At 60.7% G+C, this 12,800-nt stretch carries 17 protein-coding genes; 8 read left to right on the top strand and 9 right to left on the bottom strand.

Going from position 1 to position 12,800, the window contains the following annotated elements; translation table 11 throughout:
* Positions 1–60: 60 nt before the first annotated feature.
* Positions 61–648 carry an exopolysaccharide biosynthesis protein gene (locus ACP90_RS03305; protein WP_023002959.1) on the top strand — a complete coding sequence of 196 codons (588 nt, stop codon included), beginning with the start codon at positions 61–63 and terminating at the stop codon, positions 646–648.
* A gap of 28 nt (positions 649–676) precedes the next feature.
* Here ACP90_RS03305 and ACP90_RS03300 read toward each other — a convergent pair whose 3' ends face one another.
* A complete protein-coding gene (locus ACP90_RS03300; RefSeq protein WP_062486768.1) occupies positions 677–1,708 on the bottom strand; it encodes a cation transporter in 1,032 nt (343 codons plus the stop codon).
* Between the two features lie 195 nt (positions 1,709–1,903).
* Between ACP90_RS03300 and ACP90_RS28385 the strand changes: the two genes are divergently transcribed.
* On the top strand, positions 1,904–2,068 hold the full coding sequence (locus ACP90_RS28385) for a hypothetical protein (protein WP_023002957.1): 165 nt from the start codon (positions 1,904–1,906) through the stop codon (positions 2,066–2,068).
* A 124-nt stretch (positions 2,069–2,192) separates the two neighbouring features.
* A complete protein-coding gene (locus tag ACP90_RS28380; protein WP_158514155.1) occupies positions 2,193–2,354 on the top strand; it encodes a hypothetical protein in 162 nt (53 codons plus the stop codon).
* A gap of 143 nt (positions 2,355–2,497) precedes the next feature.
* Here ACP90_RS28380 and ACP90_RS03295 read toward each other — a convergent pair whose 3' ends face one another.
* Positions 2,498–2,749 carry a YMGG-like glycine zipper-containing protein gene (locus tag ACP90_RS03295; protein ID WP_062486766.1) on the bottom strand — a complete coding sequence of 84 codons (252 nt, stop codon included), beginning with the start codon at positions 2,747–2,749 and terminating at the stop codon, positions 2,498–2,500.
* A gap of 201 nt (positions 2,750–2,950) precedes the next feature.
* Here ACP90_RS03295 and ACP90_RS28155 point away from each other — a divergent pair, with 201 nt between their 5' ends.
* The gene (locus ACP90_RS28155; RefSeq protein ID WP_075283357.1) at positions 2,951–3,199 is read left to right on the top strand and encodes a hypothetical protein; all 249 of its coding nucleotides are present in this window, start codon (positions 2,951–2,953) and stop codon (positions 3,197–3,199) included.
* 106 nt (positions 3,200–3,305) lie between these two features.
* A complete protein-coding gene (locus ACP90_RS03285; protein WP_062486764.1) occupies positions 3,306–3,680 on the top strand; it encodes a YkvA family protein in 375 nt (124 codons plus the stop codon).
* A gap of 8 nt (positions 3,681–3,688) precedes the next feature.
* On the opposite strand, the gene ACP90_RS03280 is transcribed toward ACP90_RS03285, so the two are convergent.
* Positions 3,689–4,156 carry a hypothetical protein gene (locus ACP90_RS03280; protein WP_062486762.1) on the bottom strand — a complete coding sequence of 156 codons (468 nt, stop codon included), beginning with the start codon at positions 4,154–4,156 and terminating at the stop codon, positions 3,689–3,691.
* 332 nt (positions 4,157–4,488) lie between these two features.
* Here ACP90_RS03280 and infC point away from each other — a divergent pair, with 332 nt between their 5' ends.
* The 3 genes from infC (at position 4,489) to ACP90_RS03260 (ending at position 6,777) form a co-directional block, all read left to right on the top strand.
* Positions 4,489–5,028, top strand: a complete 540-nt coding sequence (infC, locus tag ACP90_RS03270; RefSeq protein WP_075283347.1) for a translation initiation factor IF-3 — start codon at positions 4,489–4,491, stop codon at positions 5,026–5,028.
* Between the two features lie 168 nt (positions 5,029–5,196).
* Positions 5,197–5,862: a flavodoxin family protein gene (locus ACP90_RS03265; protein ID WP_082809887.1), complete on the top strand. Its 666-nt coding sequence runs from the start codon at positions 5,197–5,199 to the stop codon at positions 5,860–5,862.
* A gap of 15 nt (positions 5,863–5,877) precedes the next feature.
* On the top strand, positions 5,878–6,777 hold the full coding sequence (locus ACP90_RS03260; protein ID WP_062486760.1) for a sigma-70 family RNA polymerase sigma factor: 900 nt from the start codon (positions 5,878–5,880) through the stop codon (positions 6,775–6,777).
* Between the two features lie 30 nt (positions 6,778–6,807).
* Here the strand turns inward: ACP90_RS03260 and ACP90_RS03255 are convergent, their stop codons facing one another.
* The 6 genes from ACP90_RS03255 to ACP90_RS03230 are packed head-to-tail and all read right to left on the bottom strand — an operon-like array spanning position 6,808 to position 12,778.
* Positions 6,808–7,398 (bottom strand): HAD family phosphatase, encoded by a 591-nt coding sequence (locus ACP90_RS03255; RefSeq protein ID WP_062486758.1) that lies wholly within the window; start codon positions 7,396–7,398, stop codon positions 6,808–6,810.
* Positions 7,395–8,666 (bottom strand): glycerate kinase, encoded by a 1,272-nt coding sequence (locus ACP90_RS03250; RefSeq protein ID WP_062486756.1) that lies wholly within the window; start codon positions 8,664–8,666, stop codon positions 7,395–7,397. Before ACP90_RS03250 ends, ACP90_RS03255 begins: the two co-directional genes overlap by 4 nt.
* Positions 8,663–9,676, bottom strand: a complete 1,014-nt coding sequence (locus ACP90_RS03245) for a LacI family DNA-binding transcriptional regulator (protein ID WP_023002945.1) — start codon at positions 9,674–9,676, stop codon at positions 8,663–8,665. The genes ACP90_RS03250 and ACP90_RS03245 overlap by 4 nt, the downstream gene beginning before the upstream one ends.
* A gap of 7 nt (positions 9,677–9,683) precedes the next feature.
* Positions 9,684–10,847, bottom strand: coding sequence for a dihydrodipicolinate synthase family protein (locus ACP90_RS03240; protein WP_062486754.1), 1,164 nt, complete (start codon positions 10,845–10,847; stop codon positions 9,684–9,686).
* 27 nt (positions 10,848–10,874) lie between these two features.
* Complete coding sequence (locus ACP90_RS03235) at positions 10,875–11,189, bottom strand: Dabb family protein (RefSeq protein ID WP_023002943.1); 315 nt, start codon at positions 11,187–11,189, stop codon at positions 10,875–10,877.
* A complete protein-coding gene (locus tag ACP90_RS03230) occupies positions 11,186–12,778 on the bottom strand; it encodes a GMC family oxidoreductase N-terminal domain-containing protein (RefSeq protein ID WP_062486752.1) in 1,593 nt (530 codons plus the stop codon). The genes ACP90_RS03235 and ACP90_RS03230 overlap by 4 nt, the downstream gene beginning before the upstream one ends.
* Between the last annotated feature and the right edge of the window lie 22 nt (positions 12,779–12,800).

Below are 12,800 nucleotides of genomic sequence, written 5' to 3'. Positions count from 1 at the left end.
GAATTTTTTCACCCTAGAGAACAGTGGCCGCCAATTGCGGCCGCTGGAACAGGCAGGACCATGACCGCTGATCCGGACTTGGACCGGCCCCTGACGTCCATTGTCGACAGGGTCGGAGACATCACGAAAGAAGGGCAGGTTTCGCTTGACCGCGTGGTCGGCGCTTTCGAGAAAACCGGATTTGCGACGATGCTGATCGTGCCCGCGGCCGCCGTCGTGACACCGCTGAGCGGCATTCCCCTGTTTTCAAGCCTGTGCGGAGTGACCATTTGCCTGATCGCGGCACAATGGCTGATGAAACGCGACCGGGTCTGGCTTCCCCACTGGCTGGGTCAGCAAAGTCTTGAGGGCGACAAGGTGCGGGTGGCGATGAACAAGCTGCGGCCCGCCGCACGCTGGCTCGACAAACATTCCCGCGCGAGAGCACGGTTCCTCTTCCGGCAACCTCTTCGGGCCTTGTTGCCGCTCTCCTGCCTCCTGTTCGGCGCCTTGATGCCCTTTCTCGAACTGGTACCATTCTCGTCATCGCTTCTTGGCGCATCTGTTTGCCTGATTGCCTTCTCTCTCCTCACCCGGGACGGGTTGTTTGCCCTTGCCGCGCTTTTGCCCCTGGCCATCGTTGTCTGGGCACTGACGGCCTTGTTCTGAGGAAGGCCTCCCGAACAGGTTCGCAGGATCAACCGAGCGCCTGAAGCGCGATGGCACCGCCATAGATGCCAAGCAGACTGACACTTTCAAAACCGATCCCGCCGGGGCCTGACTTCTGCCGTACCAGCAACCCCAGAAGCAGAACCGCCGTCATCACCAGCCCGATCGCCAGCCAGAAATAGTCCTGAGGGGAGACGGCTTGATACAGCGAGCCGTCGCGATAGGCGACATCGGAAAGCGTCAGGAACAGAGTATCGAAGGTGTTGCCGCCAACAATGCCGCCGATGGCGAGCTGCAGGGCACCACGATGCACGGCTGCCAGCGTCGTCACCAGTTCGGGCAGCGAGGTGACAACGGCTGTCATCAGCGCGCCGACAAGCGAGGCGTTGAGATCGAAACGGTCCGTCAGCGCGCCAGCCACTTCCGCCAGCACCCAGCCCATCGAGGCGAGGATAAGCATCAGCGCTGAAAACCCTGCGATAAGCCGCAAGTTACCGCGCAGGTCGTGCTGTTCCTCATCCGGGCTGTCCTCGTGGGTTTCGGACGTATTCACGACACGCCACATGGGCTGCTCCCGTACGTGCCGCTGAGCCAGCAAACCGCTGCCATAAACGATAACCAGGGCGTAGGAGGCTGGATGAACGCCCAGTAACGTGATTTCCGGGGTGGTGTAGGCGACCAGGGGAATGGCCAGCAAAAGCATCAGCAGGGCGCATTGAAAAAGGCTGGAAACGTCAGCGGCCACATGCTCCAGGTTGCCGCGCCGGTAAACGATGTCAGCGATGGCCAGAAAGGCAGTCTGCGCGGCGATACCGCCAACGCCATTTGAAAAGGCCAGCGACGCACGGCCGTCCAGCGCAGCAGTTACGGACACCACGGTGCCCGAGAGCGACGTGGCCGCCCCCAGCAGGACACCGCCAACCAGGGCCTCGCCCAGCCCTGTCCGGTCGGCGATACGGTCAGCCTGACCGGTCAGATGAATGCCGCAAACCAGTATAACTCCACCGGCACCTGCAAAAAGCGCAAGCAAGACCCACAGCGGCAGGCTGTCGAAACCCATAGTGACCTTGTCCCCTCTTGGCATTTGCGGAAGTTGTCCGGACTTCAAAGGGAAAACGGCCACCCCATCAGGAAGTTCCCACCTGAACGTTCTCCCTTGGAACCCCCGGAGGGGAACGAATAAGGATCTTGCGCGTTAACCGCTGAAGAGCAGTCGAGCCTGGCTGCCAAGTGGCAACATCGCGAGGTAGTGAAGATGATCTATCACGGCTTTAACGACGATGCGGACCGGCACCTTGCCATCCTGCGTGAAAGGATCAGAGACAAGGAAGCCTCCAGCTGGAAGCACCTTGCTCTTGGCTTCGGATTCAGCGGCATCATTTTTTCGCTGATCGCCCTGATATTCCTGCTCAGCTATTGACCGGACGCCCAGGCCAGCGTGGACGTTTTCAGGAACACTACTGCCGCTCGAACGTTGTTCTGAAGAGTGACGAGGTCAAACCACCCTCAGCGCTTGCAACGACGCACAATCCAGCGAGGTAGAGATGACTTATCAAAGGCAGACCAACGAACAGGACAAGGAAGTCGTTCTGGGAGAAAAGGAAGCCAAGCAGGGCCTCGAACTTCACGAGATGCGTTACGTCCTGGCGATCGGCACCGCAGGCGCGGTAATCGCACTGGCGGTTGTCGGCTACATCCTGCTTTGAGTTCACCAGTCCGGAAGGGTAGAGCTTTTCGAAGGACCAAACAAAAGGGACGAACCTTGAAAAGGTCGTCCCTTTTGTTTTTCAGGCGAGAGGCTCAACTCCCGCTCACAGAAGGTGACCCGGCAGATCGCCGGGCAGACCGATTAACGGCAAGCCGCCACATATTCGCGGCCATAGGAATCGCGGTAGATACACTTGCCCGGTTCCGTTGCCCTTCCGACAAGCGCACCGGCAGCCGCGCCGACAGCGCCGCCAACAAGCGCCCCGCCTGCCTTACCGGTCGTTGCAGCACCGATCGCCGCGCCTGAGGCACCACCGATCACCGCGCCCTTTTGCGTATTGTTGCAAGCGGTCAGACCAGTCAAAGCGACCGCAACCAGCATGATTTGCCACATGATCAACTCCCTTCGTGTTGCATTAGGCAGAACGGGAGAACAGCGGAAATGTTCCAGAAAAAGATGGAAAACTGCCGCCAAGACCAACGCAGAGATCCGTCGTGCGGAGGAACTTCTGTCAGCCTCGAACGTTTGCCCGGTATCGGGCAGCCGGAGATCCAGCAGAGGATTTCCCGGCTGCCACTTACAGGAGGATCCGACATGACTGACAGGACCAGGGACGAGATCGCCCGTATTCTGAAAGACAACACGCGCAGCAAGGCTGATCGCGTAGACGAGCTTCTGAGGATGCGAGAGGACGCACGCGCCCTGCAACGGGCGGCGACGGAAAGCCCGATGGGTAATGAAACCCCGGATTCGTCGGGCCTTCGGGACATCGACAGGGCATTGGAGCGCCTCGGCCATAGCGACCTGACCGAGGCTGAGGAAAACAGCGCCGCAACCCTTTGACCGGCGACCTTGCGCGGCCCTTCCAGCCCGGCCAGGAAGGGCGAAACGTTGAAGCTGCTGGCATGAAAACCTATCTCTAAGGGCGAACACAACCACAGGCGGACCCATGAACACCACCTTTGAAGACCTTGGCTTTGACCCCGAGATCCTCGGTCCGGAGGAAGAGCAGAAGAGGACGATCCGTCAGAAATTGATGACGACGGTCCGCAAGGCCGCGCGTCAGGTGCCGTTCATGGAAGATGTCGTCGCCGGCTATTTCTGCGCGCTCGATCCCTCGACACCCAGCAAGGTGCGGGCCACCGTGCTCGCATCGCTGGCGTATTTCGTGCTGCCTTTGGATGTAATTCCAGACTTTCTGATCGGCATCGGCTTCGGCGATGACGCGACCGTGCTTCTGGCCGCCCTCGCGATGATCCGCAGCCACATGCGACCGGATCACTACCAGGCTGCAAAGGATGCCTTGAAGGACGGCGAAATCTGACCGCCTTTCTAGAGGTGGTCGCGTCCGGGTTGATCGTCTTTTGCCGGCTTGTGCGTCACTTGACCGGCCGCTTTGGTTCCGTGCCAGCAGCCTGACCTTCTCCCGGCAATCAGCCAGTAAATTCCACCGCCGATAAATCCGGCCGCCAGCGCAACCGCACTTCCCGGCCGGAAGGTACTGTCCACGGCTTCGGCTCCAAGTGTCCAGACCGCAAAGGCGATCACCCCGGCGGCACCGACGTGAAACAGGAAGCTGCGCAGCCGTGCAGCTTCGGCCAGAACGATTGCAACAGCAGCCGGGGTCAGGGCCGTGGCACCGACCACACTTGCACCCACGAGACCGCTGCCGACCATGGTTGCAAAGGCAATCGGATCGGCTTCGGGATGCCCGGCCCGGAAAAAGCCCCAGGCAAGGAACAGGCCGCACGCCAGCACCGCGAAGATGAAACCGAACGCGATCCTGAGAAGCTGCAACATGAATTTCCCGCCGTCCAAACCGCTGTCCTTCCTTGATATGCGCGAGCTGACTGCTTACTTGACCATCTGCCGGTCGGATTGCAACCTTCCAGAACCGGCAGTTGCCCGACTGGCCATGATCAGGCCAGCCGGAGCCTTAGCCCCTGAAAATGTGACCCGGCATGTCGAAAACGGTGTTTTCGCTTGACTTTTTGCCGGTTTCGCAAGACGTTGGGGGATGGCGTTAGGCCATATCCATCTCAGCACCTTGGTACCAGCGTTCCGAGGATTTTTGTGCATGGAGCATATCAAAGCCCTAGCGCCACGTTGAAACGAAAGAGGAGTTTGCGACCATTCGCCGTCCGTTCCGCGCCCCGCCTCCTACGAAGGAAGGCCCGCGCACAAACCACGAAATTCGCGTTCGCGAAGTCCAGTTGATTGATCATGAAGGCGCCAACCGTGGCGTCATCCCGACAGAAGAGGCGATGGGCATCGCCATGGATGCCGGGTTGGATCTTGTTGAAATCCAGCCGAACGCAAATCCGCCTGTCTGCAAGATCCTGGACTATGGCCGGTACAAGTACCAGGCTCAGAAGAAAGCAGCAGAAGCCCGCAAGAAACAAAAGACCGTCGAGATCAAGGAGATCAAGATGCGTCCGAACATCGACACCCACGACTACGAGGTGAAGATGAAGAGCATGTTGCGGTTCTTTGGCGAAGGCGACAAGGTGAAGGTCACACTCCGTTTCCGGGGCCGCGAAATGGCCCACCAGGACCTGGGCATGAACTTGCTCAACAAGGTCCGTGAGGAAACCAACGAAATCGCCAAGGTTGAATCCGCGCCGAAGCTTGAAGGCCGCCAGATGGTTATGGTTCTGGCTCCGATCAAGTAAGCTTCATCGCGTTTGAATGTCCGAAAACCCCGCTCCGGCGGGGTTTTCTCGTTTTCGGGCGGCAGAACAACTCATTTCCTCAAAAACCCCGTCCGGCATGTCACATCCAGCGCCGCTGTCTTGTCATTACCTGCGAACACCACGTGTGCGCAGGAGACGAAAATGATGATGGACAATGGGAATGCAGCAGCAGGGCTTCAGACCAAGCTTGCGAATGACCGGCAATTGATTGACGTCGCCGTCGTTTTTCACAGCGGGTACGGTCACACAGAACGTCAGGCAGCAGCTGTCGGGCAGGGCATAGAGGATGTCGACGGTGCACGCGCACTGCTTCTGACGGCCGATGAAGCCAGCACGCGCTGGAACGAACTCAATGCGGCCAGCGCAATCATCTTCGGCACGCCAACCTACGTCGGCGCAGCCTCCGCCGCCTTCAAGACCTTTCAGGAAGCCAGCTCGCAGGAAATCATGTCGAAGGGCTATCTCTGGCGGGACAAGATTGCGGCTGGCTTCACCAATTCCGGTTCGCGTTCCGGCGACAAGCTGGCAGTGCTCATCCAGTTGGCCCTGTTTGCAGCCCAGCACGGCATGCACTGGGTCAGCCTGGACCTGCCACCAGCCAATTGTTCCTCGCAAGGATCGGAAGACGATCTCAACCGGCTCGGCTTCTGGCTCGGGGCCGCGGCACAGTCGAACACCGACGAAGGGCCGCAGACAGCTCCCCCGGCCGCGGATCTGGCAACCGCCCGCCATCTGGGCAGGCGTGTGGCGAAAACGGCCTTGCAGTTTGCAGCCGGACGGGTGCAAGCGCGGCCTGAACCGGCGTTGACGTGATAGGCTGTCGTGATCATGACGGATACGCCGGCCCCTGAAGACGACACCGCTTTGCGCAGGCGACTGACCCGCATCGCCTACCGCATGCTGGGATCAGTCTCCGACGCGGAAGACGTGGTTCAGGAAGCATGGTTGCGCTGGCTTGCCACCGACAGGGAAAAGGTGCGCGAGCCTGCCGCCTTCCTGAAGACCATCGTCACACGGCTCTGCCTCAATGAACTGAAATCCGCACGCCGTCGCCGCATGTCCTACGTTGGACCCTGGCTTCCAGAACCCCTGCTGACAACATCAGATGCCGAAGTCGCCGACGACATCACGTTGCCCGTGATGGTGGCTCTGGAGCGGCTGTCACCGCTCGAAAGGGCCGCCTTTCTGCTGCATGACGTTTTCAGCATGGGTTTCGAGGATATTTCGACCGCCATCAACCGGGAACCGGCTGCCTGCCGCAAGCTCGCCAGTCGCGCCAGGGCTAGGCTGCAAGAAGCAAGACCACGCTTTTCCGCCACGCCGGAACAGGGCCGGAAGCTGGCGACCGCCTTTTACGAAGCATCGCGCAGCGGCGACATGGAGAAACTCCAATCCCTGCTGGCCGAAGACATCGTCGTCTACGCCGACGGCGGCGGCAAGGTGCCTGCAACGTCAGCTCCGACATTCGGGCATGAACGGTCGATGATCCTCTTTGCGGCACTCGCCCGCTATTTCAGAAAGTCTCCGTCACGCCTGATCCGGTTTGCTGACATTGACGGACTGCCCGGTTTTGTAACCGAGGAAGATGGCGGCATTGTCCAGACAACCGCATTGCAGATCCGGGACGGCAGGATCATCACCATCTATGTGACCCGCAACCCGGAAAAGCTCAGGCATCTTGGCGCAGATCAGGAGGACACGATACGTCCGCCAATTGACCTGAACTGATCAGCACGAGTGGAAATCAGCTTCGCGGCGTTATCCGATCAGCCGGTTCACATCAACAACCGGCATTCTTGCGTTGTGCGCTGCCTCAAGCCCCTGATGACTGTCCTCGAACACGAGGCATTGTGCGGCTGCGACACCGAGCCGGGAAGCGGCTTCCAGGAAGAGATCCGGCGCCGGTTTGGCATGGGCAACGTCATCAATCGTGACAACCGTATCGAACAACGGCAGCAGTCCCGTCTCCTTCAACGACGCCAGCACCACTTCCTGCGGTCCACCAGAGGCGACCGCCATCGGCAACTTGCCGTGAAACCTCCGTGCAATGGCGCTTATTACCTCGATCTCGCCGACTTCACCGATCCGGGCCAATACTGCCGTGCGCATCTCCCGAACGGCCAGTGGGCGATCCACCGTAACGCCGTGCTCGGCTTCGTAGTCATCAAGCAGCACATGTTCCGACATTCCCGCCCGGGCGTGGTACCAGTCCGGCTCCATATGATGACCGGCGGCCCTGAACGCGTCCTGCCAGGCACCGGCATAAAGCGTTGGTGTTTGCACCAGCGTACCATCACAATCGAAAATCAGGGCTTGCGCCCGTTGGAGAAGCGTCTCCAGTTCATTCATGTCATTGGGCTTTCGATGAGAATTGCACGGAAGTCGTTGACGTTGGTGAGGGTTGGCCCCGGCACCACCTGATCGCCAAGAGCCGCGAAGAAACTGTGGCTGTCATTGTCGCCGAGCATGGCGACCGGTTCGAGGCCAAGCGCCTCTGCACGCTCAAGAGTGTCTGGGCCAACAACCGCCCCTGCCACATCCGCCGCCCCGTCGACACCGTCTGTGTCACAGGCAATCCCGTAAAGACCGTTAGCTCCCTTGAGTGCGATCGCGAGAGCAAGGGCAAATTCCGCATTCGGCCCACCACAGCCCTTGCCGCGCCGCGTCACCGTGCATTCACCGCCGGACAGAAGCAGGACGGGCCGCCCACCCGGTTTCATCGCCTGCTGGCGTTCGATCGCGAGTCTTGCCTGCTGTGCAGCCACTTCGCGCGCCTCGCCTTCAATGGCGTCCCCCAGGATCTCGACTTCCACACCTTCGTCGGCTGCCAGGCTTGCCGCTGCTTCCAGCGAAAGGGACGGTGCCGCGATGATGCGGTTTTCCACCCTCGACACTCTTTCATCTTCCGGCGGCAGCACTCCGGTGGCGCCGTCCAGCACAGCGAGAACAGATGCCGGCACAGACATGCTGAAGCGTTCGATAACCGCACGCGCGTCCGCTGGCGTCGTCCCATCGCCGACCGTCGGGCCCGAGGCAATGAAGGCCGGATCGTCACCGGCAACATCGGAAATGATCAACGCCGTCATCCGGGCAGGATAAGCTGCCGCTGCAAGCTGGCCACCCTTGACCAGGCTGACATGCTTGCGGACCGTGTTCATGTCGGTGATTGGCGCGCCTGATGCCAGCAGGGCTTCATTCAAGGCCTGCAGGTCAGCCAACGAAATATCTCCGGCCGGTGCCTCCAGCAGCGCCGACGCCCCGCCTGAAATCAGCGCGATCACATGATCCGCTTCTTCAAGCGAAGACAACAGACCGAGAAGGCGTTGTGTTGCCTGAAGCCCACGCCCGTCCGGCACCGGATGCGATGCCTCGACGATTTCGATTCCCCGGCAAGGCCGGGAGTAGCCGTCGCGGGTGATGACCAGTCCTTCTGAAGCCCCCCAGGCTGCTTCAACCGCTTCGGCCATGCGTGCCGACGCCTTGCCGGCACCGATCACGGCCGTCCGGCCCTTTATCCGTTCCGGCAGGAATGCGGGAACGCACTTCATCGGGTCGGCCGCTGCAACGGCCGTCTCGAACAGACGCCGCAACAGGGCCTCACGCGAACAATCTGTCATGCATCGAGCCCCAGGGTCGATTGCCGTTTGATCAGCTCGACCGGATAATGTTTCGTGTCGGGTGGCCTGACGCCATCGACAATCCAGGCCAGCATCGCTTCGGCAGCATTGCGGCCGAACAGCGCGGTATCGCAGCGCACCGAGCTGAGCCTGGGAAAGGCCAGCGAGCATTCCTCGATATCGTCGAAGCCGATGATCCTGAAATCCTGACCAACCTTGATGCCAAGCTCGGCAAAGCCGCTCAACATGCCAAGCGCAACCAGGTCGCTGAAACAGATCGCCGCTTCCAGGCCTTCGTGTTCCTGCAGGATCTTCAACGCGATTTCACGGCCGAACTGCCTCGATGGCCGTCCGTGAAAAATGGTCGGCGCAAGGCCGTTCGCCTGCATCACGCTTCGATAGCCGGACATGCGCTCCAAGGTAATCGGACGATCCGCCAGACCGCCGGCAAAGGCGATCTTCTGACATCCCGTATCGATCAGGTGCCGTGTCGCAGCTTCGCCTCCAAAGGCGTAGTCATGCGAAGCGAAGGGAAACAGGTCCGTGCGCTCGTCCAGCTGGCGCAGCACCTGCATGGTGGGAATTCCGGCCCGCTCGATCCGTTCGAAGGGGCTTTCGTCGCCGCCATAGGTCGGCGAGATGACAAAGGCCGACACGCCATGCTCGATCATGCTGTCGATCACCTGGGCCTGGATCTCCGGGTCCTCGTCCGTATTGGCGATGACGGTCGAGTATCCCTTGCTGGCAAAGGTCATCTGCGCACTGGCGGCAAATTCGGTGAAGAAGGGGTTGCGCAGGTCGTTGATGATCAGGCCGATGAGGCCGGATGCAGCGCCCCGCAAGCCGGCAGCCGACCGGTTGTAGACATAACCAAGCTCATCAATGGCCCTGGCCACCTCTTCCCGGGTCGACTGTTTCACCAGCGACGAATTCTGGAGCACCAGCGAGACGGTCGATTTCGAAACGCCCGCCTGCCTTGCAACATCCAGAATTGTCGGCCGCTTCTTCATGAAAGGTCTATCCGATCCCGTGCAGTTTCAGGAGCAGCCCCATGCGCTCCTCGGCGATCTCCGGCTTTGACAACAAACGCGCCTGATCCGCAAGCCGGAAGACCTCTGCATAATGGGCAATCTCACGCGAAGACTGAAACCCGGCCGGCATGATGAAGTGGCTCTGGGCATCGTTCAGCCAGGCAAGAAACGCGATTCCGGCCTTGTAGAAGCGGGTCGGCGCCTTGAAGATTTCCCGGCTCAGCGGAACGGTTGGCGCGAAGAGCTTGTGATAGGTGCCCATATCGCCTTCCGCCAATGCCTCAAGCGCCTGGCTCGCCACGGGGGCAATAGCCGCAAAGGCCCCCAGCAGCGCATGCGAATAGTGCTTGCCGTCGCCGGCGATCAGATCCGCATAGTTGAAGTCATCGCCTGTATAAAGCCGCACGCCTTCAGGCAAGCGCGCACGGAAGGCTTCTTCGTGTGCCTGGTCGAGCAAGGAGATCTTGATGCCGTCGACCTTCGCTGCATGGCTTTCGATGATGGCGAGGACAGCGTCGGACGCCGCCGCGACATCCTTAGACCCCCAATAGCCGGTCAGTTCCGGATCGAACATGTCGCCCAGCCAGTGCAGGATGATCGGCTCCCGTGCCTGACGGATCAGCCGGCCATAGACATCGGCGTAATCGTCCGGCCCGGCCCCGATGGCGGGAAGAGCCCGCGATGCCATCAGGATCGCCTGCCCGCCTGCCGCCTCGATGGCCTCCAGCTGGACCGTATAGGCCGCAACGATGTCGTCCTTCGTCTTGAGATTTTCCAGCGGCACCTGATCGGTGCCTGCCCCGCAGGCAACACGCGGCTTCAGCGGATGCGTCTTCGCCTCTTTCATGGTGCGTTCAATCAGTTCCTTCGCCGTTGCCCAGTCAACGCCCATGCCGCGCTGCGCGGTGTCCATCGCCTCGGCCAGTCCAAGCCCCTGATCCCACAGCCAGTGCCGGAATTTCAGCGTATTTTCCCAATCGACAGCCGGAGAACCGACCCATGGATCGCGCTCGCGCAGCGGATCGGACACCACATGCGCTGCCGCAAAAGCGGTGCGGGTCAGCGGTACCCGTGGTGCGCGCGGGGTCAGGGCTTCTCCGATGAGGCTGTAGGGTTCCAGACGGTTTTCGTAAGTGGGCAGGGTCAGCATGATACGCTCCGGAAACTTGGCGGCCGGTCAGGCCGAGACGGGAATATCGAGGACGAGAATGCCGTCGATCCCGCCGATGGCATTGGCGACCAGCTTGGCGCCGAGCGCCTTGTGGTCCGGATGGGTCTGGTAGGCTTCCAGTGCCTCCCAGCTTTCGAAATCGACGGTGAAACCGTGCATGTAGCCCCGTTCGATCTGTTCCGGGCTTTCGCTGCGGCCCGAAACGATCTCGCCGATGCCGGACACCTGATCGCGGATGCTTCTGAGTTCCTGAAACAGGCTTTCGATCAGCTCTTCGGCGACGTCCGGCTGAAACTTGATGAGAACGATATGGCGGATCATGACAGCGCCCCGTGATCTTGGCGGATCATGTCGGAGGCTTTCTCGCCGATCATGATGGCCGCGGCATTGGTGTTGGAGGAAACGACCGTCGGCATGATGGAAGCATCGACCACACGCAGACCGTCCACACCGTTGAACCTCAGGCGCGGATCGACCACGGCCTTGTCGTCGGAGCCCATGCGGCAGGTGCCGGCCGGGTGGTGAGAGGTCTTGGAGTGTTCGCAGATGAAGCGGAAGTAGTCTTCGTCGGTCTTCACTCCTGGCCCCGGCAAATGCTCGGCCTTGATGAAGGGCTTCAGCGGTGCCTGCGCCAGAATTTCCTGCGTCAGCTTCAGACCCCGGATCGACATTTCCCGGTCCTGGCTGTCCTGCAAGTAATTCGGGTCGATCAACGGCGCATCCGCAGGATTGGAGCTCTTCAGGCGCACACTGCCCCTTGAGCGCGGGCGAAGATAACAGGAGTTGAGCGTCACGCCGCCGTCCGGCATGGCAGCAACGCCGGATTCGATCCCCGTCCCCAGACCCAGATGGAACTGCAGGTCCGGCGAACGCGCATCGGGGTTCGCGTACCAGAACCCGCCCGTCTCGAACAGGCTGGAGGACACCGGCCCGCGCCGGGTGAGCAGATATTGAAGGCCGGCCAGAACCGACAGAAGCGGCTTGGCATAGCGGTCGTAGGTATGCGGGCCACTGACTTCGCAAATGCAGTAGAGGTCCAGATGGTCCTGCAGGTTGGAACCGACCTCAGGCTGGTCATAGGCGATATCGATACCGAGCTTTCTGAGCTCGTCCGCGGGACCGATGCCGGAAAGCTGCAGCAGACGGGGAGAGCCGATGGAGCCGGACGACAAAATGACTTCAGAGCCCGCCGTCAGCCGGGTGCCGTCAATGAGCTCGACACCGGTCGCCTTGCCGCCTTCCACCACGATACGGCGCACCTGGGCACCGGTCTTGATATGGAGATTGGGCCTGCCCTTGTTGGGCGCCAGATACGCCATGGCGGAGGAAGACCGGCGGGCATTGCGCTGGGTCAGCTGGTAGTAGGCAACACCGTCCTGCTTCTCGCCGGTCACATCCTCGTTTTTCGGAATGCCAAGCGCAGCAGCGGCTTCGAAATAGGCTTCGCAGATCGGCAGCGGGGCACAGGGCCTGGAAACGCCGAGCGGGCCGCCCTTGCCATGGTAGCGGTTGTCGTAGGTGTCGTTGTCCTCGGCCTTGCGGTAGTAGGGCAGAACGTCTTCATACCCCCAGCCCTCGCAGCCCATTTGACGCCACTCGTCATAATCGAGCGCGTTGCCGCGGGTATAGATCTGCGCATTGATGGCCGAACCTCCACCAATCACCTTGGCCTGGGTATAGCGGAACACCCGGTTCTGCATGTGCTTTTGCGGCACCGTGTGCCAGCCCCAGGAGCCGATGCCCTTGGTCATTTTCGCAAAGCCGGCAGGCAGGTGATAGAACGGATGCCAGTCGCGTCCGCCTGCTTCCAGCAGCAGCACGGAAACGTCCGGGTTCTCGGTTAAACGCGCGGCAACAACCGAGCCGGCGCTGCCACCACCGATGATGATGAAGTCGTAGCCTGTATTCATCTGAAGTCTCTCAGAACAACTC

The sequence above is a fragment of the Labrenzia sp. CP4 genome, assembly GCF_001579905.1.
GTDB classification, from domain to species: Bacteria; Pseudomonadota; Alphaproteobacteria; order Rhizobiales; family Stappiaceae; genus Roseibium; species Roseibium algicola.
This window is presented reverse-complemented; position numbering and strand designations above follow the sequence as displayed.

What these genes read in the sequence shown, in the direction of transcription:
- ACP90_RS03305 (WP_023002959.1), top strand. Translation starts at nt 61, where the DNA reads ATGACCGCTGATCCGGACTTGGACCGGCCCCTGACGTCCATTGTCGAC.
- ACP90_RS03300 (WP_062486768.1), bottom strand. Translation starts at nt 1,708, where the DNA reads ATGGGTTTCGACAGCCTGCCGCTGTGGGTCTTGCTTGCGCTTTTTGCA.
- ACP90_RS28385 (WP_023002957.1), top strand. Translation starts at nt 1,904, where the DNA reads ATGATCTATCACGGCTTTAACGACGATGCGGACCGGCACCTTGCCATC.
- ACP90_RS28380 (WP_158514155.1), top strand. Translation starts at nt 2,193, where the DNA reads ATGACTTATCAAAGGCAGACCAACGAACAGGACAAGGAAGTCGTTCTG.
- ACP90_RS03295 (WP_062486766.1), bottom strand. Translation starts at nt 2,749, where the DNA reads ATGTGGCAAATCATGCTGGTTGCGGTCGCTTTGACTGGTCTGACCGCT.
- ACP90_RS28155 (WP_075283357.1), top strand. Translation starts at nt 2,951, where the DNA reads ATGACTGACAGGACCAGGGACGAGATCGCCCGTATTCTGAAAGACAAC.
- ACP90_RS03285 (WP_062486764.1), top strand. Translation starts at nt 3,306, where the DNA reads ATGAACACCACCTTTGAAGACCTTGGCTTTGACCCCGAGATCCTCGGT.
- ACP90_RS03280 (WP_062486762.1), bottom strand. Translation starts at nt 4,156, where the DNA reads ATGTTGCAGCTTCTCAGGATCGCGTTCGGTTTCATCTTCGCGGTGCTG.
- ACP90_RS03265 (WP_082809887.1), top strand. Translation starts at nt 5,197, where the DNA reads ATGGACAATGGGAATGCAGCAGCAGGGCTTCAGACCAAGCTTGCGAAT.
- ACP90_RS03260 (WP_062486760.1), top strand. Translation starts at nt 5,878, where the DNA reads ATGACGGATACGCCGGCCCCTGAAGACGACACCGCTTTGCGCAGGCGA.
- ACP90_RS03255 (WP_062486758.1), bottom strand. Translation starts at nt 7,398, where the DNA reads ATGAATGAACTGGAGACGCTTCTCCAACGGGCGCAAGCCCTGATTTTC.
- ACP90_RS03250 (WP_062486756.1), bottom strand. Translation starts at nt 8,666, where the DNA reads ATGACAGATTGTTCGCGTGAGGCCCTGTTGCGGCGTCTGTTCGAGACG.
- ACP90_RS03245 (WP_023002945.1), bottom strand. Translation starts at nt 9,676, where the DNA reads ATGAAGAAGCGGCCGACAATTCTGGATGTTGCAAGGCAGGCGGGCGTT.
- ACP90_RS03240 (WP_062486754.1), bottom strand. Translation starts at nt 10,847, where the DNA reads ATGCTGACCCTGCCCACTTACGAAAACCGTCTGGAACCCTACAGCCTC.
- ACP90_RS03235 (WP_023002943.1), bottom strand. Translation starts at nt 11,189, where the DNA reads ATGATCCGCCATATCGTTCTCATCAAGTTTCAGCCGGACGTCGCCGAA.
- ACP90_RS03230 (WP_062486752.1), bottom strand. Translation starts at nt 12,778, where the DNA reads ATGAATACAGGCTACGACTTCATCATCATCGGTGGTGGCAGCGCCGGC.